The organism is Nonomuraea basaltis, from assembly GCF_005893125.1.
In the GTDB taxonomy this organism is placed as follows: domain Bacteria; phylum Actinomycetota; class Actinomycetes; order Streptosporangiales; family Streptosporangiaceae; genus Nonomuraea; species Nonomuraea basaltis.
The window spans coordinates 13742-36991 of record NZ_VCJS01000070.1 but is presented as its reverse complement, the minus strand read 5'-3'; the positions used below and the strand labels follow the sequence as shown (position 1 = coordinate 36991).

At 71.3% G+C, this 23250-nt stretch carries 22 protein-coding genes; 8 read left to right on the top strand and 14 right to left on the bottom strand.

What is annotated here, in order from left to right; translation table 11 throughout:
• Positions 1 to 134 precede the first annotated feature (134 nt).
• On the bottom strand, positions 135 to 2225 hold the full coding sequence (locus EJK15_RS30090) for a DNA gyrase/topoisomerase IV subunit B (protein ID WP_138713849.1): 2091 nt from the start codon (positions 2223 to 2225) through the stop codon (positions 135 to 137).
• Between the two features lie 223 nt (positions 2226 to 2448).
• On the opposite strand from EJK15_RS30090, the gene EJK15_RS30085 reads away from it, so the two are divergent.
• Entirely contained in the window at positions 2449 to 2679 is a 231-nt protein-coding gene (locus tag EJK15_RS30085; RefSeq protein ID WP_138713848.1) for a DUF7455 domain-containing protein, read from the top strand.
• A gap of 113 nt (positions 2680 to 2792) precedes the next feature.
• On the opposite strand, the gene EJK15_RS30080 is transcribed toward EJK15_RS30085, so the two are convergent.
• A complete protein-coding gene (locus tag EJK15_RS30080) occupies positions 2793 to 3518 on the bottom strand; it encodes a GNAT family N-acetyltransferase (protein WP_138713847.1) in 726 nt (241 codons plus the stop codon).
• A 306-nt stretch (positions 3519 to 3824) separates the two neighbouring features.
• Here EJK15_RS30080 and EJK15_RS30075 point away from each other — a divergent pair, with 306 nt between their 5' ends.
• A complete protein-coding gene (locus EJK15_RS30075; protein WP_138713846.1) occupies positions 3825 to 4571 on the top strand; it encodes a YaaA family protein in 747 nt (248 codons plus the stop codon).
• 161 nt (positions 4572 to 4732) lie between these two features.
• On the opposite strand, the gene EJK15_RS30070 is transcribed toward EJK15_RS30075, so the two are convergent.
• From EJK15_RS30070 to EJK15_RS30060, 3 genes are all read right to left on the bottom strand, one after another.
• The gene (locus tag EJK15_RS30070) at positions 4733 to 6388 is read right to left on the bottom strand and encodes an RNA polymerase sigma factor (RefSeq protein WP_138713845.1); all 1656 of its coding nucleotides are present in this window, start codon (positions 6386 to 6388) and stop codon (positions 4733 to 4735) included.
• A 242-nt stretch (positions 6389 to 6630) separates the two neighbouring features.
• Positions 6631 to 8724, bottom strand: a complete 2094-nt coding sequence (locus EJK15_RS30065) for a SpoIIE family protein phosphatase (RefSeq protein ID WP_138713844.1) — start codon at positions 8722 to 8724, stop codon at positions 6631 to 6633.
• A gap of 217 nt (positions 8725 to 8941) precedes the next feature.
• On the bottom strand, positions 8942 to 9511 hold the full coding sequence (locus tag EJK15_RS30060; RefSeq protein WP_138713843.1) for an HhH-GPD-type base excision DNA repair protein: 570 nt from the start codon (positions 9509 to 9511) through the stop codon (positions 8942 to 8944).
• Positions 9512 to 9665: 154 nt separating this feature from the next.
• Here EJK15_RS30060 and EJK15_RS30055 point away from each other — a divergent pair, with 154 nt between their 5' ends.
• The 6 genes from EJK15_RS30055 (at position 9666) to EJK15_RS30030 (ending at position 14812) form a co-directional block, all read left to right on the top strand.
• Positions 9666 to 9890 (top strand): hypothetical protein, encoded by a 225-nt coding sequence (locus tag EJK15_RS30055; RefSeq protein ID WP_138713842.1) that lies wholly within the window; start codon positions 9666 to 9668, stop codon positions 9888 to 9890.
• Positions 9891 to 10240: 350 nt separating this feature from the next.
• Positions 10241 to 11731 (top strand): hypothetical protein, encoded by a 1491-nt coding sequence (locus EJK15_RS30050; protein WP_240777304.1) that lies wholly within the window; start codon positions 10241 to 10243, stop codon positions 11729 to 11731.
• A gap of 29 nt (positions 11732 to 11760) precedes the next feature.
• The gene (locus tag EJK15_RS30045; RefSeq protein WP_138713841.1) at positions 11761 to 12531 is read left to right on the top strand and encodes a thioesterase family protein; all 771 of its coding nucleotides are present in this window, start codon (positions 11761 to 11763) and stop codon (positions 12529 to 12531) included.
• A 24-nt stretch (positions 12532 to 12555) separates the two neighbouring features.
• Positions 12556 to 13311 carry a LamB/YcsF family protein gene (locus EJK15_RS30040; RefSeq protein ID WP_138713840.1) on the top strand — a complete coding sequence of 252 codons (756 nt, stop codon included), beginning with the start codon at positions 12556 to 12558 and terminating at the stop codon, positions 13309 to 13311.
• Positions 13308 to 13931, top strand: coding sequence for a 5-oxoprolinase subunit B family protein (locus EJK15_RS30035; protein WP_138713839.1), 624 nt, complete (start codon positions 13308 to 13310; stop codon positions 13929 to 13931). The genes EJK15_RS30040 and EJK15_RS30035 overlap by 4 nt, the downstream gene beginning before the upstream one ends.
• On the top strand, positions 13928 to 14812 hold the full coding sequence (locus EJK15_RS30030; protein WP_138713838.1) for a 5-oxoprolinase subunit C family protein: 885 nt from the start codon (positions 13928 to 13930) through the stop codon (positions 14810 to 14812). Before EJK15_RS30035 ends, EJK15_RS30030 begins: the two co-directional genes overlap by 4 nt.
• Positions 14813 to 14840: 28 nt before the next feature.
• Here EJK15_RS30030 and EJK15_RS30025 read toward each other — a convergent pair whose 3' ends face one another.
• The 9 genes from EJK15_RS30025 to EJK15_RS29985 form a co-directional block, all read right to left on the bottom strand.
• On the bottom strand, positions 14841 to 15968 hold the full coding sequence (locus EJK15_RS30025; RefSeq protein WP_138713837.1) for a S1C family serine protease: 1128 nt from the start codon (positions 15966 to 15968) through the stop codon (positions 14841 to 14843).
• 96 nt (positions 15969 to 16064) lie between these two features.
• On the bottom strand, positions 16065 to 17285 hold the full coding sequence (locus EJK15_RS30020) for a beta-ketoacyl synthase N-terminal-like domain-containing protein (RefSeq protein ID WP_276615441.1): 1221 nt from the start codon (positions 17283 to 17285) through the stop codon (positions 16065 to 16067).
• Positions 17282 to 18547 carry a beta-ketoacyl-[acyl-carrier-protein] synthase family protein gene (locus EJK15_RS30015; RefSeq protein WP_138713836.1) on the bottom strand — a complete coding sequence of 422 codons (1266 nt, stop codon included), beginning with the start codon at positions 18545 to 18547 and terminating at the stop codon, positions 17282 to 17284. Before EJK15_RS30015 ends, EJK15_RS30020 begins: the two co-directional genes overlap by 4 nt.
• Positions 18544 to 19365: a cupin domain-containing protein gene (locus tag EJK15_RS77205; RefSeq protein WP_138713835.1), complete on the bottom strand. Its 822-nt coding sequence runs from the start codon at positions 19363 to 19365 to the stop codon at positions 18544 to 18546. Before EJK15_RS77205 ends, EJK15_RS30015 begins: the two co-directional genes overlap by 4 nt.
• Positions 19362 to 19604, bottom strand: coding sequence for an acyl carrier protein (locus EJK15_RS30005; RefSeq protein WP_138713834.1), 243 nt, complete (start codon positions 19602 to 19604; stop codon positions 19362 to 19364). Before EJK15_RS30005 ends, EJK15_RS77205 begins: the two co-directional genes overlap by 4 nt.
• A gap of 100 nt (positions 19605 to 19704) precedes the next feature.
• Entirely contained in the window at positions 19705 to 20895 is a 1191-nt protein-coding gene (locus tag EJK15_RS30000; RefSeq protein ID WP_138713833.1) for an ABC transporter permease, read from the bottom strand.
• Entirely contained in the window at positions 20892 to 21572 is a 681-nt protein-coding gene (locus EJK15_RS29995) for an ABC transporter ATP-binding protein (protein ID WP_138713832.1), read from the bottom strand. Before EJK15_RS29995 ends, EJK15_RS30000 begins: the two co-directional genes overlap by 4 nt.
• A gap of 34 nt (positions 21573 to 21606) precedes the next feature.
• Positions 21607 to 22662 carry a peptidoglycan-binding protein gene (locus EJK15_RS29990; protein WP_240777298.1) on the bottom strand — a complete coding sequence of 352 codons (1056 nt, stop codon included), beginning with the start codon at positions 22660 to 22662 and terminating at the stop codon, positions 21607 to 21609.
• Complete coding sequence (locus EJK15_RS29985) at positions 22659 to 23168, bottom strand: hypothetical protein (RefSeq protein ID WP_171074609.1); 510 nt, start codon at positions 23166 to 23168, stop codon at positions 22659 to 22661. Before EJK15_RS29985 ends, EJK15_RS29990 begins: the two co-directional genes overlap by 4 nt.
• Positions 23169 to 23250 lie beyond the last annotated feature (82 nt).

The following is a 23250-nucleotide window of genomic DNA, read 5'->3' as shown; positions in this document are numbered from 1 at the left end:
TCGTCATACAGCGTTCATCGACTGCGGGTGGCGCTGCTCTCCCGCCCAACCGCCCCAGGAACGCCCTGTAGTGCCCCTACGCGCCCCCGCATGGCCCTGCGGGGGTAAGGGGGCCCTGCACGCCTCACGCGCCTCTAGGCGTCGATGTGGTCACGGTCGACCTCGGCGGCGCTGTTGACGATGAACTCTCGCCGCGGCGCCACCTCGCTCCCCATGAGCAGGTTGAAGATGCCCTCGGCGCCCTCGGCGTCCTCGATCCGCACCCTGCGCAGGATCCGGTGCCGCGGGTCCATCGTGGTCTCGGCCAGCTGGTCGGCGTCCATCTCGCCCAGACCCTTGTAGCGCTGCACCGGGTCCTTCCACCGCTTGCCGCGCCGCTCCAGGTCCCGCAGCACCCTCTGCAGCTCGGCGTCGGAGTAGCAGTAGATGTACTTCTCCTTGCCCCGGCCGGGGTTGGTGAGCTCGATGCGGTGCAGCGGCGGCACGGCGGCGAACACCCGCCCGGCCTCCACCATCGGCCGCATGTAGCGGTGGAAGAGCGTCAGCAGCAGGCAGCGGATGTGGGCGCCGTCGACGTCGGCGTCGGCCATGAGGATGACCTTGCCGTAGCGGGCGGCCTCGATGTCGAACGAGCGCCCGGAGCCGGCGCCGACGACCTGGATGATGGCGGCGCACTCGGCGTTTTTGAGCATGTCGCTCACGGACGCCTTCTGTACGTTGAGGATCTTGCCCCGGATCGGCAGCAGGGCCTGGAACTCCGAGTCACGGGCCAGCTTGGCCGTGCCCAGCGCCGAGTCGCCCTCGACGATGAACAGCTCGCTGCGGTCCACGCCGTCGCTGCGGCAGTCGACCAGCTTGGCCGGCAGCGCCGAGCTCTCCAGCGCGCTCTTGCGCCGCTGGTTGTCGCGGTGCTCGCGGGCCGCGATGCGGGCCTTGGCAGCCGTGACGATCTTCTCCAGAACCGCCCGCAGCGGCTGCTTGTAGCCGCGCGGCGGGTTGGTGAACAGCTCCTTCAGCTCCCGTGAGACGACGTGGGAGACGATGCGGGTGGCCGCCGAGGTGCCGAGGACCTCCTTGGTCTGGCCCTCGAACTGCGGCTCCGGCACCCTGACCGTGACCACGCCGGTAAGGCCCTCGGAGATGTCGTCCTTGGTGACCGGGTCGTCGCCGTTCTTCAGCAGACGGGTCTCGCGCAGCAGCTCGTTGATCGTGCGCACCAGGCCGCGCTCGAACCCGGTCAGGTGCGTGCCGCCCTTGGGGGTGGAGATCACGTTGACGAACGACCGCACGGTCGACTCGTAGCCCTTGCCCCAGCGGACCGCCACGTCGACGCTCAGCTCGCGCTGCACCTCGGTGGGCGTCATGTGGCCCTGGTCGTCGAGGACCGGCACGGTCTCGTGGAAGTGGCCCACGCCCTGCAGCCGCAGCACGTCGCAGACGGGCTCGTCACGGGCCAGGAACTCGGTGAACTCGGAGATGCCGCCGTCGAAGCGGAACTCCTCCTCGAGGGGCTCCTCGTGCCTGCTGTCGCGGACGGACAGGGTCAGCCCCGGCACCAGGAACGCGGTCTGCCGCAGGCGCACGTGGATCTCGTCGAGCGAGACCTCGGCGTCGGGCAGGAAGATCTGCTTGTCGGCCCAGAAACGCACGCGGGTGCCGGTGACCCTCTTGGGAAGCTGGGCGCCGACGCGCAGCCCGGACTTCTTCTTGAACTTCGCGGTGGGCCCGTCGCCGTCGAAGATCCCGGGGACGCCGCGACGGAAGCTGATCTCGTGGACGCGGCCGTCGCGGTCCACCTCGACGTCGAGCCGCGCCGACAGGGCGTTGACCACGGACGCGCCCACGCCGTGCAGGCCGCCGGACGCGCCGTAGGAGCCGCCGCCGAACTTTCCGCCCGCGTGCAGCTTGGTGTAGACGAGCTCCACGCCTGCCAGGCCGCTCTTGGGCTCGACGTCGACGGGAATGCCGCGGCCGTTGTCGCGGACCTCTATGGAGCCGTCGGGATAGAGCTCGACCTCGATCCGGTCGCAGTGACCGGCAAGCGCCTCGTCGACGCCGTTGTCCACGATCTCCCAGAGGCAGTGCGTGAGCCCGCGGCTGTCGGTGGACCCGATGTACATGCCCGGGCGCTTGCGGACAGCCTCGAGGCCCTCAAGCACCGACAGGTGACGAGCCGTGTAACCCGCCTCCACTAGCGTCACTCCAGCTCCCCTGGTCCTAAGCATCGAACACGTGTGCGTAGCCTACCGTTGTTCCCCTGCGCACGCGTACAAGCTTGCCATGGCGACACGTTTGCTGTTACCAACCGGCTGATCGTCATTACTTTGGGACACATTCTGCTCTGGGCGTAGAGAGGGGGAGGTTGGGAAGCTCCACGTCCGGTTAGATGTTGTCCAAGTGACTGACGCCAGATCCTCGCTTCGGCGGGGGTGACCCGAAAGGCGATACGTGACTGGAGCTCTCGCCCCCGTTAAGCCGCTGACGGCCCTCGACCGCTGCGACCGCTGCGGCGCCCAGGCCTACATTCGCGCAACCCTGCCAGTGGGCGGGGAGCTGCTGTTCTGCGCCCACCATGGGCGTCAGCACGTTGCGGCGCTGCGCGATAAGGGCGCCGACATCCTGGACGAGTCGGCTCGACTCAGCGAAACCCCTTCGAAAGCCAACAACGACGAGCGCTAAGGCGGCGCTGGTCGTGATGAGATAACCACATATTGCATGATCAGGACGGCGACCCCGGGCACGCCCGGGGTCGCCGTTCTGCGTAAAGGCCTTGCCGCAGGCGCACCAGATGATCAGCGAACCCGATAGTGATACCGGCCCACGACCTCGAACCCCTCACCGCGATACAGCGCCTGAGCGGCCAGATTGGGCGCGGTGACGCTCAGGTAGGCGGACCCTGCAGCCGCATGCCGCACCAGGCCCCGCAGCACCGCCCGGGCCAGTCCACGGCGACGCGCCCCGGGCAACGTGGCCATACAGGAAATCCCCAGCGTGTCCCCCTGCGGAACCCCCCGCCCAACGGCCAGCACAACCCCGCCCTCCTCATAAGCCCCGTACCAGGCCGGCACGCCGGAACAGATGCGCTCCGCATCGTCGATCCCACTCCCATAACGCCCATCCACGGCCCACCACGCCTTGAGCCATTCCGCCCACGGCTGATTCCCGATCCTGACCCCCTGCGCGAGCGGTGCCCCCGCACCGGCATCAGCGCCGTCAACGGCGCGGGAACCAGCGACCATGATCACCGTTGGGTCGACCAGCTCGTAGCCCCGCCTCTCCAGCTTCTCGTCCAGACCGGGCGCGGTGTTCGGCCCCAGCGAGAAGACACAACGCTGCCCCCGCTCGCCGTAGAACGCCTCGGCCGCCTCAATGGCACCGTCCAGGTCGGCCGGCTGCCCCAGAGCCAGCACCGAGTTGGCCCGTTTGGTCACACCTCCCGCGTAACGCAGCACCCATCCGTCGTGCACGGACTGCTCGTAGGCGGGCCACGCCTCGTGAAACAGCAAGTCGAAATTCATCCGCGCAGCCTAGCGACCTACGCAGACGACCGGCGACAGCGGGCAAGGGCCGACGATTCGGCGAAGCGGGCGGCCCAGATGACGCCGTGGCGGCGCCCAGCCACGCCCACCTGGTAAGCGTCACCCTGGACAGAGCCCAGCCCTGGTCGGCGGGTGGAGCCCAGTTGGCTCCGCCGTACAGGATGGGTGTTTCATCGACGCAAAGCGTCGGACCACTGGGGTGTCTTGTCGGCGGAAAGCGTCGGACCGGCGTCGAGCCACGTGCGGCGGTAGAGCGCGATGAGAGCCCGAATAGGGTAAGTGCTTGTGCTGATTTTGCTGCCGCCGTCGGAGGGGAAGGCGTCCGAGGGAAGCGGGCCTCCCATAGGGCCTCTCTCCCTTCCCGCGCTCGACAAGGACCGCAAGCGGGTGATGACCGCGCTCATCCGGGCCTCCAAGCGCCGCGACGCCCTCGACGTGCTCGGCCTGACGCCCGGCCTGGCGGGCGAACTGGCCAAGAACGCGGCGCTGAAGACCGCCCCCGCGCTCCCCGCCGCCGACCTCTACACCGGTGTCCTCTACGACAACCTCGGCCTGAACACCCTGGACGACACGGCCAGGAACCGCGCGGAGGAGTCGGTGCTGATCTTCTCCGGTCTCTGGGGTGTGGTGCGAATCACAGACGAGATCCCGCCCTATCGGCTCTCGATGGGCGTCAACCTGCCGCCCCTCGGGGGCCTGGCGGCCTTCTGGCGGCCGCGAATCTCGAAGCAACTGGACCGGATCCCCGGTTTGGTGGTGGATCTCCGCTCGGCCACCTACGCGGGGGCCTGGCAGCCGGGCGAGCGGTCGGCGACGGTACGGGTGTTCAGGGACGGCAAGGTCGTCAGCCACATGGCCAAGGCCACCCGAGGCGAGATCGCCCGCGCCCTGCTGCGCCAGGACGCCACCCCGTCGACACCGGACGAGCTGGCCAAGACCCTGGACACCATGGGTTACACCGTCGACCTGACGCCCCCGTCGCGCGCCAACCGCCCCTGGACGCTGGACGTGCACGTCACCGACGCCTCCTGACGGCGCCGACGCCACCCGACGCCGAGACCGGCCTCGTGACACCGCCGAGACCGGGCTCCTGACGGCGCCGAGCGGCGGCGTCACGGGACCGGGCGCGCAGAGATGGCAGAAATGATCGAGCCCCGCACGAAATGTCGTGCGGGGCTCGGTGAAGCGACGGCTCAGTCCAGGTAGTCGCGCAGCACCTGGGACCGGGACGGGTGACGCAGCTTGGACATGGTCTTGGACTCGATCTGGCGGATGCGCTCACGGGTCACCCCGTAAACCTTGCCGATCTCGTCCAGCGTCTTCGGCTGCCCGTCGGTGAGCCCGAAGCGCATCGAGACGACGCCCGCCTCCCGCTCCGACAACGTGTCGAGAACGGAGTGCAGCTGCTCCTGGAGCAGCGTGAAGCTGACGGCGTCGGCCGGGACGATGGCCTCGGAGTCCTCGATGAGGTCGCCGAACTCGCTGTCGCCCTCCTCACCCAGCGGGGTGTGGAGGGAGATGGGCTCGCGGCCGTACTTCTGGACCTCGACGACCTTCTCGGGCGTCATGTCCAGCTCGCGGGCCAGCTCCTCCGGCGTGGGCTCGCGGCCCAGGTCCTGCAGCATCTGCCGCTGGACACGGGCCAGCTTGTTGATCACTTCGACCATGTGGACCGGGATGCGGATGGTCCGCGCCTGGTCGGCCATGGCACGCGTGATCGCCTGCCGGATCCACCACGTGGCGTAGGTGGAGAACTTGTAGCCCTTGGTGTAGTCGAACTTCTCGACGGCCCTGATCAGGCCCAGGTTGCCTTCCTGGATCAGGTCGAGGAAGAGCATGCCGCGGCCGGTGTAGCGCTTGGCCAGCGAGACCACGAGCCGGAGGTTGGCCTCCAGCAGGTGGTTCTTGGCCCGGCGACCGTCCTCGGCGATCCACTCCAGCTCGGCCCTGACGTCGACCGGCAGCCCCTCGGCCTCACCGGCGCCGAGCTGCTCCTCGGCGAACAGCCCCGCCTCGATGCGCTTGGCCAGCTCGACCTCCTGCTCGGCGTTGAGCAGGGGGACCTTGCCGATCTGCTTGAGATAGTCCTTGACCGGGTCGGCGGTGGCGCCGGCGGCGGCGACCTGCGCGACCGGGGCGTCATCGTCGTCGTCGGTGAGGATGAGGACTTCTTCCTCGGTCTTCTCCAGCGACACGACCTCGGAGGGCTTTGGCCCCTCCTCGGAGTCGTCGGTGTCGGAGTCACCCTCGGACGACTCGGACTCGACCTCGGCCACGACGATGTCGGTGTCGTCGACCTCGATGTCCTCGAGGTCCTCCAGCGCCACGTCGCCGTCGAGCTCGATGTCCTCGTCGTCGTCCGTGTCGGACTCGGATGCCTTCGGCTTACTGTCGGCAGGCCCAGCGCTCTTCGGCTCGGCCTTCTTGGCGGCGGCGGGAGCCGCGGCCTTCTTCGCCGCCGGGGCGGCCTTCTTGGCAGGGGCCGCCTTCTTGGCGGCCGGCTCGGCTTCAGCGGCTCCCACGACCGCGGTCACGGTCTCGGGCTGCTGCTCTTTGGCGGCCGCCGCTGTCTTGGTCTTGACGGGGGCGGCAGTGCGGCGCTTTGCTGGACCACGAGACTTCTTCGGCGCAGCCGAATCCGCGGCGGTCACCACCACGGTCACGCCCTCTTTGCTGAGGTTCCGCAAAAACGCGGCGGCGTGCGACATGGGGATGTCCGCCTCCTCGAAGGCCTGACGGACATCCTCAGACTCGAGGAAACCCTGCGAGCGCCCACGCTCGAGCAGTCGCTGAATGACGGGCTCGTTCAGCTCTTGTGGCTTCGAGCGAGTCGAACTTGCAGGCGACACGAACACCTCTCGAACGAACGCGTGGCGACAATGGACCCAGATGCCCGCTGGGGGGCTGTTGCCTCTCTCGGAGATCGGTGAGGCCGTGCGGACCGCGACGGACCTGCACAGCATTCTGGCATGACCCCGCACTCCGTACGGCCACCTCCCGGCGGTTGACCTCCACCCTAGGCCGACCCAGACAGTAGTGCGTACGTAAGCGGGGCACTGATACCCGAAAGCAACCGTTATGACTGTTTCATTCAGTCACTCTTCGTGGCTGGCGGGACGTGTATTGCGAGCGCAGTAACGTCATCATCCTGTTCATATCCAGACAGCATCCGGTCAACCAGGAAGTCCAGCAACATATGCGGACTACTTACGACCTCAGGCGGCGCTTCGGTCACAACACTGCAAAGCTCGGCGAGTCCGGCATCCAGCCCGCGCTTCCTGTTCTCCACGAGTCCGTCGGAGTAGAGCACGGCGGTATGGCCGGGCGGCACCACGAACCGGAACTGCCTGCGGCTGGTCGGCCAGCCTAGCGGAGTGCCGGGCTCGGCGTCGCACAGGATCGCCGTGCCCTGCGGAGAAACCAGAACGGGTGGCGGATGACCGGCCAGGGCCAGCGTGCCCTCGCCGGTGACAGGCTCGACGACCATGTAGGCCAGGGTCGTGACCTGCTCTTCCTCTTCGGTCGCCTCGAAGACGCGGTCGAGCCCGGTGAGCACGGCCGCGGGCGGCGGGTTGGTCAGCGCCAGGGCGCGCATGGCGTTGCGGATGCGGCCCATGCCCGCCGCGGCCTTGACGCCCTTGCCCATGACGTCGCCGACGACGGCCGCGACACGCCCGTCCTGCAGCACGAACGCGTCGTACCAGTCGCCGCCGACCTGCACGTGGCGGCTGCCCGAGCGGAAGCGCTGGGCCAGCACCAGGCCCTTGACCACGGGCAGGCGGTCGGGCAGCAGGCTGCGCTGGAGCGTCTCGGCGGTGCGGTGCTCGCGCTCGAACAGCGTGGCCCGCTCGACCGCCAGCGCGCACTGGCCGGCCAGTGCCTCCAGGAAGACGCCGTCCTCCTGGGAGATCTTCTGCGGCCTGGTGAAGGAGAATCGGAGCGCTCCCAGCGCCCGCCCCGCGGCCAGCAGCGGCAGCCCCACCCAGGCCCGCTCGTCGCTGTGGGCGAGGTAGTTGGCCAGGACCTCCTCGTCGCCGCCGGCCTCCAGCAGCTGCGCCTTGAGGCTGTCCGGCGACTCGGCGAACATCGGCCTGCGGCTGTTGACGGCCATGGTCATCACGCTGGAGCTGGACAGCGGGATCTCCTCACCGAAGGCGCCGGACGCCTCGGGGATGCCCTCGCCGTTGATCAGCTTGAGCGCCGCGCGGTCGGTGTCGAGCAGCGCGACCGCCGAGCGGTCGGCGGCCAGGGCGGTGCGGCCCACGTCGATGATGACCTGCACCACCTGCTCGACCGTCAGCGCCTCGGCGAGCTGGGCGGTGGCGCCCTGCAGCCGGGCGGTGCGCAGGGCGGCGGCGCCGAGCTGGTCGGTCAGCCTGCCGCGCATCTCCTCGGCCTCGCGCTGCGGGGTCACGTCGGTGTTGGCGCCGACCCACTCGACGACCCTGCCGTGCCTGATGATCGGCACGGCCCGCACCTCGAAGTGGCGGTAGCCGCTGGCCCGGGTGCGCACCCGGTAGTTCCACTCGAACATGGTGCGCCCGCGCAGCGCCTCGCGCCACGCCTCCTCGGTGTGCTGGCGCTCGTCGGGGTGGACGACCTCCAGCCAGCCGTTGGCGAGGTATTCCTCCAGGCCCTGGCCGGTGATGGCGCGCCACTGCGGCGCGTCCTCGACGACGGCGCCGGTGGGCGAGGTGATCCAGACGAGCTGCGACTGCGCCTCGACCAGCGAGCGGTAGCGCTCCTCGCTGCGGCGCAGCGCCTCCTCGGTCTGGCGGCTCTCGGTCACGTCGAGCCCGACCAGCGCGACCGCCCACAGCTCGCCCGCGTCGTCGTGGACCGGCGAGAACGACAGCGACCAGTGCCTGGTGTCGCCCTCCGACGACCGCACGCGCACACGGCCCTCGGTGACCGGCGCGTCGGTCTCGATGACGGCCTGCACGGCGTGGCTGATGATCTGGCTGAGATCGGGGGCGAGCACTTCGACGGGCTGCCGGCCCAGCATGCGCTCGGCGGGCACGCTGACGACATCACAGAACACCTCGTTGACCCGCTGGACGCGGCTGTCGCCGTCGAAGAACGCGAAGGCGAACTCGGCCTCCGACAGCATGCCCTGGAAGAGGGCGGAGTCTGAGACGTCCACATCCGACTCCCGGGGACGGGGAACGGAGGTCTCGGCGCTCATGGTCGGCACCTCCGTCGCGTGCCAGGGTCTCCCACGCGGCACATCTCCATAATCGTGTATCGGCGTAGCGCAGCTCCGGGCGACCGGATTCTGCAGTACATCATCGGCGATGGGCATGTGCGGACGGAAGCCCCCGCCGCCACCCGGTCGCCTCTAAGGTCAACGCATCCTGTCAAAATCGCTCCACGTCGCGCAGCAAGATCAGGTTACAGCGCAGCTATCGGGCCGTCGTCGCGCGCTTGGCCTCCTGCTTGGCGGCACGTACGCGGACCAGGCTCTCGGCGTCGACGACGTCGGCGACCGATCGGTGTGACCCCTCCTCGCCGTAGGCTCCGGCTGCCTCTCGCCAGCCTGACGGCTGGACCCCCAACTGCTTCCCCAGCAATGCCAAAAAAATCTGGGCCTTCTGCTTGCCGTATCCTGGAAGGGCCATGAGTCGTTTCAGCAACTCTTTGCCGTCCGTGGCGTCGGCCCAGATCTTCTCGGGCTGTCCGTCGTAGTGTTCGACGAGGTAGGCCGCGAGCTGCTGGATCCTGGCCGCCATAGACTTGGGGTAGCGGTGCACGGCCGGCTTCTCGGCGAGCAGCGCGGCGAACGCCTCAGGATCATACGAGGCGATCTCCGCGGCTGTGAGGTCGTGCCCGAGCCGCTCCGAGATGGTGTAAGGCCCCGTGAACGCCCACTCCATGGGGATCTGCTGGTCGAGCAGCATGCCGACGAGCAGGGCGAGCGGGCTGCGGCCGAGGAGCTCGTCTGCCTCGTCCCGCTGGGCGAGCTGGATGCGCATGGAGACAGCTTCGCATGAATGGGCACCGGGTGAAGTGAACACAAGCTCCGAGGAGGCTTGACACCCGCCCGAGAAAAGGTGAAATGAGAGCGCAAGTCGCCCTGCAGACATTCCTGGGGGTTTGCCCCTGGGTCTCCAGAGGAATCTCACATCTATGCTCGCTCTGGCCACACGGTTCCTGCGGGAACCGGTCAGTCTCAGGCTGGCCGAAGAGTTCCTGACCGTACCCGTGGACACGATCGACCGCTGTGTCGCCGACGTGTGCGCGTGTGCGCAGCATCTGGGCATCTCAGCGACGCCCGAGATCGTGGAACGCATCGCGCGAGAGCACCTGCTCGCGATCGTGAACTCGGCGCCTCCGCCGCGGGGACCCCGATAAGGCGTGCCTCCGGCATAGCGCCGATCGCACGCCTCCGGGCACAGGGCCGTTCGCGCGGCTCCGGGCATAGGTCCTTCGCGTGCCTCGGACACGATGCCCGAAGCACGCCTCCGGCACCATGCCCACAGCGCGCCTCCGCACCATGTCCATAGCGCGCCTCCGGCACCATGCCGCTCACACCTCCGGCACCATGTCCAAAGCGCGCCTCCGGCACTATTTCCCCGATAACATCGGGGTTACCGGGCCGAGTTCTCGCACCGTTTGCGCCTGGAATACGAGAGAGTGAGGGTGTGCGCCGACACCGACGAGATCCCCGGGAGAGCACCCCGCCAGACGACGTGTTCAAGGAGATGGTGCAGGCGGCTCGTGAGCTGCTCGCCGTACGCACCGCTCTCGACGCGGAGCTGATGGTCTCCGACATGATCGGCGCCTGGTGGGGCAGGCGCGTCAGGGGCGGCGACGTGGAGCAGGTGCTCGGGGAGGGGCTGGTCGACTACGCCGCCAAGGCCGGCACCCCGGCCTCGCTGACGTTGCTGATCTGCCTGGCCTATCTCGGCACGGCCCGCCAGGGCGCCAAGGCCGAGGGCGCGGCGCTGGCGATGATGGAGTCGGGGGTCGCCAGGCCCGGCTGGGCCGACAAGGTCGGCGCCGTCAAGCCCGCCGGCTGCTACGTCTCCCGCGACGCCTACGGCGACCAGGACACGGTGATCTGCACCTTCGCCTACCGCTGGAACGAGACAGCCCAGCCGACGGACCGGCACGCGCTGGTCGTGGTCGTCGACTACAACATGAGCGGCATGGCCCGCGACGCCTGGGTGTCCTCGCAGGTCGACAAGCTGCTCGAGCAGGCCAGGGCCGAGGCGGCGGGCAACCCGATGCTGCTGTTCGAGGAGATCCAGCCCGAGCAGGCCAGGGCGCTGCTGGAGTCGGCGATGAAGGCCACCAGGGAGCCGAAGACGCCGCCCCCGGTGAGCGACAGCTACAGCGCCTACCACGCCTTCGCCCGCGCCCGGATCAAGGCGCTGCCGCCGGGCCGCAAGCGCCCGGCCCCGCTGCACATCGAGGCGCCTTACAGCCGCGAGCGGCGGGCCATGCTGGCGGCGGAGTTCCTGGCCTCGGACGCGGCCGAGCACCTGTCCGACCCGTCGGCGGCCTCGCGGTGCGCCGACCACATCATCGACTACGGCTGCGAGCAGGACTTCAACCGGCCGATGCGGGTCAGCCCGACCAAGTGCGAGACGTTCCTGCTGGACTGGCTGCCGCGCAAGGTGATGCTGAGCGTGGCCGAGCAGGAGGCGATGCCGCACGTGCTGTCGGCGTGGGTCCGCTTCGCCGCGGAGCGCACCGGGCTGCCCGAGCAGGGCCTCAAGGCCACGCTTGACGCGGTGTGGGAGGCCACAGGAAAGTTCCCGGAGGCGTACCGCGATCCGACGTCGTTCGGGCTCGACAGGCCGCTGCTGGAGCGCCTGCTGCCGGATGGCGACCTGTCGGCGCTGGCCAGACGGGTCTTCGCGTTTCCCTATCTGCAGGGCACGCACAACGGCATCGAGCTCGACCGGCTCAACCCGGCCGACGAGGCCGACCGGCGTACGTTACTCGAGATCGACCACGACGGCACGATCGACCAGGAGCACCTGGCCTGGCACGAGGAGATCGCCACCCGGCTGTGGGAGGGCGACCCGCCGCAGCTGTGGGAGGCCGCGCAGCGCCTGCTCGACCTCGGCCACGATCGGCACGACGTGCTCCACGTGCTGATCGAGATCGCCGAGCGGATCGGCGGCGACCCGGACGAGCTGGCCGCGGCGCTCGACGACATCGCCGACATCCCCGACGAGATCTAGGTCCGGCGGCCATCCTAGAATTTAGTTCTATGTCGATGTACACGCGCATGGCCGAGGGCCGCTACCTGGCGTCGGAGCACACGCAGGGCCCCTGGGACCCGGGCACCCAGCACATGGGCCCGGTCACCGCCCTGATCGTCCACGAGCTGGCCAGGACCGCGCCGCGCCCTGGATTGGAGCTGTCCAGGCTGGTCGTGGACGTGTTCGCGCCGGTGCCGGTGGCCGAGCTGGAGATCGCGGCCGACGTGACGCGCGACGGCAAGCGGGTGCAGTGCCTGTCGGCGAGCGTGTCGTCCGGCGGCCGCGAGTACGCCAGGGCGAGCGCCTGGCGCATCCGCGAGGCGGACACGCCCGCGACCTCGGTCCCGGGGCCGCCCGCCCCCGTGCCGCCGCCCTCGGAGGAGCACGCTCGCTCGTGGCTGGGCTCCGGCTTCGGCTACGGCAAGGCGCTCGACTGGCGTTTCGCCACCGGCGGCCCCATGGAGCTCGGCCCCGCCACGGTGTGGGGCAGGCTCACGGTCCCGCTGGTCGAGGGCGAGGAGCCGGCCCCGCTGGAGCGCCTGGCGGTGTTCGCCGACAGCGGCAACGGCGTCAGCTTCGCCGTCGACTTCGCCACCCACGTGTTCGTGAACGTGGACCTGACGATCTCCCTGTTCCGCGCCCCCGAGGGCGAGTGGATCTGCATGGACGCCGAGACGGTCATCGGCCCGGCCGGCCGCGGGCTGACCCGCTCCACCCTGTACGACGAGACCGGCGAGGTCGGCACGGCGACTCAGACTCTGTTCGTCGCGCCAAGATGACGGCGAGTTGCCATGATGGGTGCCATGGTGATCGACCTCAACGCGGACCTGGGTGAGGGCTTCGGAATCTGGCGCCTCGGCGACGACCTCGCACTGCTCGACATCGTCACGAGTGCCAACGTGGCCTGCGGCTTCCACGCCGGAGACCCCGTGACGATCAGGCGCACGTGCGCGGCGGCCGTCGACCGGGGCGTGGCGATCGGGGCGCAGGTGTCCTACCGAGACCTGGCGCACTTCGGGCGCAGGGAGATGGAGGCCGAGCCGGAGGAGCTGTGCGCGGAGGTGCTCTACCAGCTCGCGGCCGTGGACGGCATCGCCAGGGCGATGGGCGGCCGGGTGTCCTACGTCAAGCCGCACGGTGCGCTCTACAACCGGATCTGCCGCGACGAGGTCCAGGCGGCGGCCGTGATCGACGCGGTGGCCGACTACGACCCGTCGCTGCCGGTGCTCACGCTGCCGGGCTCCGTCGTGCACAAGGTGGCGGCGGCCGAGGGCGTGCCGACGGTGAGCGAGGCGTTCGCGGACCGGGCGTACACACCTGCGGGGATGCTGCTGCCGCGCACGGAGCCGGGCGCGGTGCTCCACGACGTGGCCGTGGTGGCCGCCCGTGCCCGCCAGATGGCCGTGGAAGGCTCTGTGACGGCCGTGGACGGCACTTCCGTACCGGTTTCCGCCCGTTCCATCTGCGTCCACGGAGACACGCCTGACGCCGTCCGGCTGGCGCAGGGGGTGCGGGACGCGTTGCTGGCGGCCGGAGTCGTCCTGCAGGCGTTCACGTGATCCGGGTGGCCGGGGAGCACGCGCTGCTCGTGGAGACGGGCTCGCTGGAGCTGTCGCACCGGCTGGACGCGGCGCTGCGGGCGGAGCGGCCCGCGGGGGTCGTGGAGATCGTGCCGGGGCCGGAGAGCGTTCTCGTGGTGGCCCCCGGCGTGGACCAGGCCCGGCTGCGAGCGCGGCTGGAGGCGGTCGTCGCCGTGGAACGCGACAGGGCCGCCGTCCGGGCGCCGGCCGAGGGTGCGGTGGTGACGATTCCCGTGGTCTATGACGGCGCGGATCTCGATTCCGTGGCGGCGCTGGCGGGGATTCCTGTGGAGGAGGTGATCGCCCGGCACGCGGGGCGTGAGCTGGTGGTGGGGTGGCTGGGGTTCGCACCGGGGTTCGCCTATCTCACCGGGCTGGATCCGGCGCTGGAGACGCCCAGGCTCGACACGCCGCGCACGTCGGTGCCGGCGGGGTCCGTGGCCATCGCGGGGCCGTATTCGGCGGTCTATCCGACGGCCTCGCCCGGCGGGTGGCGGCTGCTCGGGCGCACGTCCGTGCGGGTGTGGGACGTGGCCGCCGACCCGCCGTCCCTGTTCCGCCCCGGCATGCGCGTGCGGTTCGAGCCGGCACCGGCATGATCGAGGTGCTCGCGCCCGGCCCGTACGCGACCGTCCAGGACCTGGGCCGACCCGGCTACGCCCACCTGGGGGTGCCGCACTCCGGCGCGGCGGACGCCGGGAGCCTGCGGCTGGCCAACAGGCTCGTGGGCAACGCCGAGGGGCTGGCGGGGATCGAGCTGACGTTCGGCATGGCGTGGCTGCGGTTCCTCGACGCGGCCTGGGTGGCGCTGGCGGGCGCGTCCCTGGCGGCGGAGGCCGTCACACCCCCGAAGGCCGGTGCGACGCTGAAGGCGCGGCCCGGGATGGGGACGCCGTTCTGGGTGCCCGCGGGGACGGAGCTGCGGTTCGGGGCGCCCTCCCGAGGGTTGCGCACCTACCTGGCCGTTCGCGGCGGGATCGCGGTCGAGCCGGTGCTCGGCAGCCGGTCCACCGACTCGCTGTCCGGGCTGGGGCCCGAGCCGCTGCGTACGGGCACGCTGCTGCCGGTCGGTCCGCCCGAGGGCGTCATCTCGGTGGACCTGGCGCCCCTGCCGGAGCCTGGGCCGGCCGTGCTGCGGGTGGTGCCGGGGCCGCGCGACGACTGGTTCGTGCCGGAGGCGCCGGCGGCGCTGTGCGCGGGACCGTACGAGGTGAGCCAGGACAGCAACCGCGTGGGGGTACGGCTGCGCGGTCGTGAGCTGGCGCGGGCCAAGGAGGGAGAGCTGCCGAGCGAGGGCATGGTCGCGGGAGCGGTCCAGGTGCCGCCGAGCGGGCAGCCGATCGTCTTCCTGGCCGACCACCCACCCACCGGGGGCTACCCGGTCATCGCCGTGGTGCGCACCGCCGACCTGCCCGCCGCCGCCCAGCTCCGCCCGGGCGACCAGGTGCGCTTTCTCGCACAACGACGCGTCGCGGTCTGAGCCGGCCGCCGCGGTGCCGGGCCGGCCTTCACGCGCTGGCGAGCATCACCTCGACGGTGTGCGCGACACCCTGGCGCTCGTAGGTGATGGTGACGCGCTCGCCCGGCACGCGGGCGCGTACCGCCGCGATGAGGTCGGCCTCCGCTCGGACCGCCGTCCCGCCCAGCCCGGTGATCAGGTCGCCCGGCCGCAGCCCCGCCGAGCCCGCCGCGCCGGAGCGCTCCACGTCGTCGATCAGCGCTCCCGGCCTGCCCGACGCGTCGGTGACCGAGACGCCGAGGTGGGCGCGCACGACGCTGCCCTCGGCGATGAGCTGGTCCGCGACGCGCCTGGCCTCGTTCACCGGTATGGCGAAGCCGACACCGACGTTGCCGGTGCCGGTGCTCGCGATGGCCGTGTTGATGCCGATCACCTGCCCCGCCGCGTCCACGAGCGCGCCGCCCGACTTGCCGGGGTTGATGGCGGCGTCGGTCTGTATCGCGTCGGCGAGGACGGCCCGGCCGCCCTCGCCGGAGAGCGTCCGGTGCAGGGCGCTGACGATGCCCGCGGTCACCGAGCCGTCGAAGCCGAAGGGGCTGCCGATGGCCAGCACCTCGTCGCCGGCCCTGATCTTGTCGCTGTCGCCGAGCTTGGCGGGCCGCAGGCCCGCGGCTTCGCCGGCCTTGAGCACCGCGATGTCGGAGAAGGTGTCGACGCCCAGGACCCTGGCCTCGGCCGTGGTGCCGTCGGCGAGCCGGAGCCGCACATCGCCTCCCAGGGCATCCTCGACCACGTGCGCGTTGGTCAGCACGGTGCCCTCGGCGTCGTACACGACCCCCGAGCCCGCGCCGCCCGTGGTGGTCACCGAGACGACGCTTGGGCGTACCGCGTCGGCGATGTCGGCCAGGCTGAGGGCCGGACGGGGGGCGGTCGCGCTGGGCGCGGGAGCCTGCGTGATCGCGGCCGACACGCGGTCCCGTTCCCCTCCGCGGTCGAGCAGGAGGCCGCCGAGCAGCGCGGCGAGCAGCGCGCCCGCGACGAGCCCCGCGACCGCCGCGCCGAGACGGCCGCGGCGGCGCTCAGGGGGCGGCTCCGGCTGCTCGACCTGCCAGGATCCCTGCCCGGGATAGTAGGTGTAGACGATGCCTCCGTCGCGGCCCTGCTCATCACTGGACATGCGGCCTCCCTGGCGTGTCTCGTAGTGCCACACTCGGGCCGCTACCTTCCATCGCGCTGACGCCTGGCTGACTGCTTCCTGTGACACTGCCCGTATTCATCTGTCAGGGGCGCGCAGCACCGCCGCCGCGTTGAACCCGCCGACCCCGCGCGCCGCGACGAGCACCGTGCGCAGGCCGGGCAGCTCCCTGGCCCGCGTGACCAGGTCCAGGTCGTGGGCCGGCTCGCCGGCGTTGACCGTGGGCGGCAGTACGCCGTGACGCAGTGCGAGCGCCGCCCAGGCCACGTCGAGCGCGCCACCGCCGGAGTTGAGGCGGCCCGTCATGGTCTTGGGGACGGTGACCGGCACCCTCCGGCGGCGGAACACCTCGGCCAGCGCCGCCGCCTCCGCGTCGTCGCCCGCCGGGGTTCCCGCGCCGTCGGCGAAGACCGCGTCCACCTCGCCGGCGTCGCACCCCGCCCGGTCCAGCGCCAGGCGCATGGCCCGGGCCAGCTGCCCGCCGTCCGCCGGGGGCGCGGCGGGGTGGCGGGCGTCGTGGGTGGCGGCGGTGCCGGCGATCTCGGCGTACACCTGGGCGGCCGGGCGCATGTGGGCGCGGCGCCACTCTTCGACCACGAGCATGGCGCCGCCCTCGCCGGGCACGAAGCCGCCGGCCTCGCGCGCGAAGGGACGGTAGGCGCGGGCGGGGTCCGGCTCGCCGCTGAGCGTTCCCTGACCGGCCTGGCAGACCAGCGCGTACGGCGACAGCGGCGCCTCCGTGCCGCCGACCATCACCGCCTGGCCGCCCCGCCGGATGAGCCGCCCGGCCTGGGCGAGCGCGTCGATTCCACCCGCCCCGTCGGAAACGATCACGCCGCAGGGCCCCTTCGCCCGGTGGCGGATGGAGATCTGGCCGCTGCTCGCGGCATAGAACCAGCCGATCGACTGGTACGCGCTGACGGCCCGCGGCCCCGACCGGTAGAGCGCCTCGATCTCCCGCTGACCGAACGCGTTCCCGCCGGAGGAGCTGGCGGTGACCACCGACAGGTGGAACGGGAACTCCCCCATCGGGTCGAGTGCCGCGTCGGCCAGCGCGAACTCGGTCGCGGCCAGCGCCATCCACGACCATTTGTCGGTCTGGACCCGCAGCCGCGGCTCGACGTGCTCGGTCTCGTCGAAGGCCGCCACCTGGCCGGCCACCTTCACCGGCAGCGCGGCGGAGTCGGCCAGCGGTCTGATGCCGGAGCGCCCCACGAGACCGTTCTCCCAGTGCTCGACCGCGCCGAGCCCGGTGGGCGCGACCACGCCGATCCCGGTGATCACCATCCTGTGGCTCACGCGGCCTCCAGGCGCGAGAAGACCATGGCGGACTGGAATCCGCCGAACCCGCTCCCGGCGGACAGGGCGTGATCCACGGTGACCTCCCTGGCCGTGCCCGGCGTGTAGTCCAGGTCGCATTCGGGGTCGGGGGTGGTGAGGTTCGCCGTGGGCGGGACCACGCCGCGCTGGATGGCCAGCGCGCACGCGGCCATCTCGATCGAGCCGATGGCGCCGAGCGAGTGCCCGATGACCGACTTGATCGAGCTGATCGGGACGTCGCGTGCCGCCTCGCCGAGGGCGCGCTTGTAGGCGGCGGTCTCGTGCCGGTCGTTCTGCTTGGTGCCGGATCCGTGGGCGCTGATGTAGCCGAGGTCCTCCGGCGCCAGTCGGGCCCGGTCCATCGCCTCCATGATCGCCTCACCCAGCTCGAAGCCGTCCGCGCGCAGGCCGGTCATGTGGAAGGCGTTCGCCCGGGCGCCGAAGCCGGTGATCTCGCAGTACACCCGGGCGCCGCGGGCCAGGGCGTGCTGGAGCTCCTCGACGATCAGCACGGCGGCGCCCTCGCCGAGCACGAACCCCTGCCGGTCGGCGTCGAAGGGCCGCGACGCCTGCTCCGGGTCGGCGTTGCGCGGGCTGGTCGCCCTGATCGCGTCGAAGCAGGCCACGGTGATCGGGGAGATGGGCGCGTCGGAGGCGCCGGCGATGACGACGTCGGCCTCGCCGTCCTGGATCAGGGTGTGGGCGTGCGCGATCGCGTCGATGCCCGAGGTGCAGCCGGTCGAGATCACCGCGGCCGGGCCCTGCGCGTGGAAGCGGACGGCCAGCTCGGTGGCCGCGCTCGACGGCACCAGCGCCTGGTAGAGGAAGGGCGTGACGTGCGTCGGATCGACCACCCAGTCGCGGCCGCCGTTGCTGGCGACGACGTACTCCTCCTCCAGCCTGATGGTGGAGCCGACCGCCGTCCCGAGGGAGACGCCCATCCGCTCGGGGTCGGCCGAGGTCAGACCGCTGTCGGCGAACGCCTCCTCGGCGCAGGCCAGCGCCATGAGCACGAACCTGTCCAGCCGCCTGACCTCCCGTGGGGTGAGGCCGTAGGCGGACGGGTCGAAGTCGCACTCCGCGGCGATCTGCGACCGGAACGGCTCGGGATCGAACGCGGTGATGCGCCGGATCGCGGGCTTGCCGCCGGTGATGCGCTGCCAGAACTCCTCGCGGCTGCCGCCGCCGGGGGCGATCACCCCGATCCCGGTGACCACGCTGCGCCTGAGGCCGCCGTTCACGTGGCCTCCTCGGTGTCGACGTGGCCCAGCTCGGGCCGGGGGGCGAGCGGGCTCAGCTGGAAGATCACCAGTGCCTCGTCGCGGCCGACGTTGGTCAGCCGGTGCCGCACGTTCCTGGGCACCAGCAGCGACTGCTCCTCGCCCAGTGCCACGGGCTCGTCGTCGAGGTCGACGCGGAGCTCGCCGCGCGCGAGGAAGACGAACTCCTCCGAGTAGGGGTGGTAGTGCTCGGCGACCTTCTCGCCCGGGGCCAGGCGGACCGCGCCGAGGAAGCCGGAGCTGGCGCCCACGGTGGCCGGCGAGACCAGGGTGCGCAGGTCGCCGCCGCGGCGGGTGTTGGAGGGCACGTCGGTGAAGCCGACCACGGCCCGGCGGCGGCGCTCGACCCGGTCCTTGATGATCTCCATCTGGATGCGGGTGTTGCGGTTGATGTGCTCGGTCATCGCCTCGGTGTCGGCCGGCGCGTCCGGCTTCATGTGGAAGTCCTGCACCCAGCGCATGCGGGTGCGGTCGGCGGCGAGCTCCTCGTAGGTCCAGGTGATGTTCATGAACTCGAACGGGCCCGTCTCGACCCGGCGGGCCCGCACGGTCCAGGTGTCGCGGTCCCAGCTGCGCTGGGAGATCCACGACCACTCCCTGCCCTGCTCGTCGGGGTGCATGGTGAGCCGGAAGACGACCGAGGCGGCCTCTTCCTCCAGCACTTCGACCTTGGCGTACTCGGTGAACAGGTCGGGCCAGGTGCGTACGTCGTTCGTCTGCGCCCAGACGAAGCCGATCGGCGCGTCGATCTCGATGGCGTTGTCGGTGTGCCCGATCATGAAACGGCTCCGGCCAGGCTGGTGTTGACGAGCTCGGCCACCTGCGCGGGGCTCTGCTCGGCGGCGATCTCCAGGATGAGGCCGAACCGGTCCTCGATCCTCGTGGCGATCTCCACCCTGGCCAGCGAGTCGAGTTCGAGCTGCTCGAAGGTCAGGGTGTAGTCGTCCTGCGCGGGGCCCAGGCCCACGGCCAGGAGAAGGGCCCTCAGGTCTGCCTCGGTGAACGTGTTGGCTGGCATGCGGCTCACGGTAGGAGCGGGTGGTGGGCCGGGTCTTCCGCCACCGTGATGAATACCCGGCCGCGCCTCCGGGAGGAGAGCCCCCTCCCGGAGGTGGGTCTCAAGCGGTACTGAGGGCGACCGTCGGGGAGAGCCTGGCCGCGCGTACGGCCGGATAGAGCCCGGCGACCGAGCCGATGACCACGACCGCGGCCAGCCCGCCGCCGATCGCCCAGAGCGGCACCAGGGTCGGGAAGCCGTTCGAGACGGCGTACCCGATGGTGACCAGCGTGCCGAGCGCCAGGCCGACCACGCCCCCAAGCCCGGACAGCAGCAGCGACTCGGCGAGGAACTGCGCGCGGATGTGGCCCCTGGTGGCGCCGAGCGCCCGGCGCAGCCCGATCTCCCTGCGCCGCTCCAGCACCGAGACGACCATGGTGTTGGCCACGCCCACGCCGCCGACGAGCAGTGCGACGGCGCCCAGCCCGAGCAGCAGGTTGGTGAAGGCGCCCGCCGTGGCCGCGCGTGCGGCCAGCGCGTCCGACGGGCGGCTGACCGTCACCTCCTCCGGGTACTCCGGGTTCACGGTCCGGGGCAGGACGCTCCTGACTGCCTCGACGGACTCCGGCGTGGAGCGCTCGTACAGCATGGTCGGGTGGCCGTCGAAGCTCAGCAGGTCGCGCGCCCCCTCCCAGCCGACCAGCGCCGCCCGGTCGATGCCCGGCGCGAGCGGCACCGGATCCAGCACGCCGAGCACGGTGAACCAGCGCCCGCCCAGCCAGACCTGCGCACCCGGCGCGGTGACGCCCAGCCTCCGGGAGGCCAGGTCGCCGAGGACCACGGTGGGGAAGCTCTCGCTCGCCGTGGTGAACCAGGAGCCCGTGCGCACCCGCCCCTGTACGGTCTCCAGCAGCCCGAGCGTGGCCGCGCGGACCGAGATCCCGCCGGTGCGGTCGGCCGGGATGCGATCGGTGCGGTAGACGCTCGCCTCGAGGTCACCGGTGGCGGCCACCGCGTAGACGGAGTCGATCCTGCTCACCATGGCGACCGACTGCTCCGGCAGCTTGGCGTCTTCCCCCTGAAGGGTCTGTCCCGCCTTGACCGTGAGCATGTTGGTGCCGAGCTCGTCGAGCCTGCGCAGCAGGTCCGCCTGGCTGGAGGAGGAGATGCCGACGACCGCGACCATGGTGGCGATGCCGATCGCTATGCCCAGCGAGGCCAGCGCCACCCGCGTCCGCCGCACCCTGAGCCCTGCCAGCCCGACCCTGAGCAGGTCGCGCGCGGTCAGCCGGGCGGGCGTCACCGCGGTCATGCCGGGCTCCTGACGTCGGACACGATGCGGCCGTCGCGGACGCTGACCTGCCGGCCGGCCGCGGCGGCCACCTCGTGCTCATGGGTGATGATCGCGACGGTGGTGCCGTCGGCGTGGAGCGTCCTGAGCACGTGGAGCACCTCGGCCCCCGAGGCGGTGTCGAGGTTGCCGGTCGGCTCGTCGGCGTAGAGTATCGCCGGCTCCCTGACGACGGCCCTGGCCACGGCGACGCGCTGCTGCTCACCGCCGGACAGCTCGTGCGGCCGGTGCGTCAGGCGTTCGCCCAGCCCCACCCGCTCCAGCGCCAGCGCGGCGCGCCGGCGCCGCTCGGACAGCGGCACGCCCGAATAGAGCATCCCGTCGGCCACGTTGTCGAGCGCGGACACCCCCGCGGCCAGGTGGAACTGCTGGAACACGAAGCCGAGCAGCGAGGCGCGCAGACCCGACAGCTCGCGGTCGGGCAGGCGCCCGACGTCGTGCCCGGCGATGATCACGCGCCCCGAGGTCGGCCGGTCGAGCACGCCCATCATGTGCAGGAGCGTCGACTTGCCCGAGCCGGACGGGCCGACGATGGCGAGCAGCTCTCCCGGGAAGATGTCCAGGTCGACGCCGCGCAACGCGGCCACTCCGCCGTCGTAGGTCTTCACCACGTTCTCGATGCGGACGATGGGCGTCATGGTGCCCGCACCTCCGCTCGCCTGACGATGGCTGTCACGTCGCCGGCACCCCCACTCGCATGCCCTCGCGCAGGTCGCCGCCGGACACCTCGACGCGGCCGCCGGCGAAGACCCCGGCCTTCACGGGCACGACCCGCACGGACGACCCCTCGACCACCTCGACGCCGTAGCCGCCCTCGCGCAGCGCGAGCAGCGCCTCCACCGGCACGAACAGCACGCCGCGGCGGATCTCGCTCTGCAGCTCCACGCTGACCGGCGCCTGGTCCAGCGTGCCGGCCTTGCCCGGGTCGTCCAAGGTGATCCGCACCTCCACGGTGGAGGTGCCGTCGTCACCGGCCGGCTTGGCCACGGTGCCGACCTTGGCGATCTTCCCGGTCAGCTCCAGCTCCCCGGGGAGCTGGAGCTCCACGGGGGCGCCCTTCTTGGCCAGGCGCTGGCGGCCGGCGTCGAGCTGGACGGTCACCAACCGCTCGACTCCGGTGACGGTCAGCAGGGTCTGCCCCTTGCGGACCGGCGCTCCCACCGAGGCGCGCAGCGCCTGCACGCGGACCTTGTCGGGCAGGAACACCACCTGGGCCTTGCTGACCGAGCCGGTCACGGGCAGCCCGGCGTCGGCCTGCCATTCCCGTACGGCCCTCAGCGTCGACAGGCCGAAGTGGTCGTCCACGGTGAGATCGTGGCCGAGCGCCTTCAGGTTCCTCTCCAGGTGACGCACGTCCGCGCCGTCGGTCACGCCGAGTTCGAGGGTGCGGTGCATGGGCTTGGGCCCGTACATCAGGACCACGGGGTCGCGATCGACCTCGTAGAGCTCGTCCCCGCGCCCTATCGCCGCGCCCGCCGCGGGCAGCGCGGTGAGCGTGCCGCCCGCAGAGTTGATCACCGGCTGCTCGGCACCGTGGCCGAGGACGCCGCTGACGGTCAAGGTGTCGATCAGATCACCGCGCTCCACCGTCGCGGTGGCCGGGGGCAACGTCGCCGCCTCGCCTCCGGCCGCGGCGCCGCCGCCCGGCGCGAGCAGGGCCGCTGCCGCGGCCCCCGCGCCGAGCACCAGCGCCACCGTGACGGACGCGATCACTCCGCGCTTGCTCACCGTGCCCCGCCAGGACCGCCGCCGGGGAGCTTGCTCTGGCAGGCCTTGTTCGCCTTCACGTACTGGGGAGAGTCGGTGGCCGTCTTCGGCTCCATCACGATCTCGCCGTTGGCGTCGGCCTTGGGGTCGGGCATGTCGACGCCGTTGTCGCGCATGCAGGCGGCGTAGGCCAGGTACTTGTCCATCACGCTGGGGTCGTTCGCGTTGGGCCGGTCGCCGGCGGCCGGCTGGACGTACTGGCGGCAGGCCTCCTGGGCCTTCTCCAGCACCTCCTGGCTGACCCCGGTGTCGGCGGCGCTGAGCCGGCCGCTCTCCCTCGGGTCCTCCACCGGCACGCCGTTGTCGCGCATACAGGTCATCCACCTGGCCAGGCTGTCTTCGGTGCCGCCGGTCGAGGACGCCGACGCCGACGCCGACGCGGATCCGGCGGGCGGTGCCGCCGCCTGCTCCGGCGTGCTCGCACAGGCCGGGAGCGCCAGCAGGGCGGCGGCGCAGATAAGGATCATGGACCATCGTGGTCTCATCTTCGATCACCTCCGCGCTCACCTTCGCGGCCGAAGCTGACCAGGCCCTTCCCGTCCGCCAGAA

Coding starts and splice junctions, on each gene's coding strand:
- EJK15_RS30050 (WP_240777304.1), top strand. CDS start 10,241: ATGGTGCAGGCGGCTCGTGAGCTGCTCGCCGTACGCACCGCTCTCGAC.
- EJK15_RS30065 (WP_138713844.1), bottom strand. CDS start 8,724: ATGAGCGCCGAGACCTCCGTTCCCCGTCCCCGGGAGTCGGATGTGGAC.
- EJK15_RS30025 (WP_138713837.1), bottom strand. CDS start 15,968: ATGTCCAGTGATGAGCAGGGCCGCGACGGAGGCATCGTCTACACCTAC.
- EJK15_RS30060 (WP_138713843.1), bottom strand. CDS start 9,511: ATGCGCATCCAGCTCGCCCAGCGGGACGAGGCAGACGAGCTCCTCGGC.
- EJK15_RS29995 (WP_138713832.1), bottom strand. CDS start 21,572: ATGACGCCCATCGTCCGCATCGAGAACGTGGTGAAGACCTACGACGGC.
- EJK15_RS30045 (WP_138713841.1), top strand. CDS start 11,761: ATGTCGATGTACACGCGCATGGCCGAGGGCCGCTACCTGGCGTCGGAG.
- EJK15_RS29985 (WP_171074609.1), bottom strand. CDS start 23,168: ATGATCCTTATCTGCGCCGCCGCCCTGCTGGCGCTCCCGGCCTGTGCG.
- EJK15_RS30030 (WP_138713838.1), top strand. CDS start 13,928: ATGATCGAGGTGCTCGCGCCCGGCCCGTACGCGACCGTCCAGGACCTG.
- EJK15_RS77205 (WP_138713835.1), bottom strand. CDS start 19,365: ATGATCGGGCACACCGACAACGCCATCGAGATCGACGCGCCGATCGGC.
- EJK15_RS30080 (WP_138713847.1), bottom strand. CDS start 3,518: ATGAATTTCGACTTGCTGTTTCACGAGGCGTGGCCCGCCTACGAGCAG.
- EJK15_RS30000 (WP_138713833.1), bottom strand. CDS start 20,895: ATGACCGCGGTGACGCCCGCCCGGCTGACCGCGCGCGACCTGCTCAGG.
- EJK15_RS30055 (WP_138713842.1), top strand. CDS start 9,666: ATGCTCGCTCTGGCCACACGGTTCCTGCGGGAACCGGTCAGTCTCAGG.
- EJK15_RS30040 (WP_138713840.1), top strand. CDS start 12,556: ATGGTGATCGACCTCAACGCGGACCTGGGTGAGGGCTTCGGAATCTGG.
- EJK15_RS30090 (WP_138713849.1), bottom strand. CDS start 2,225: ATGCTTAGGACCAGGGGAGCTGGAGTGACGCTAGTGGAGGCGGGTTAC.
- EJK15_RS30005 (WP_138713834.1), bottom strand. CDS start 19,604: ATGCCAGCCAACACGTTCACCGAGGCAGACCTGAGGGCCCTTCTCCTG.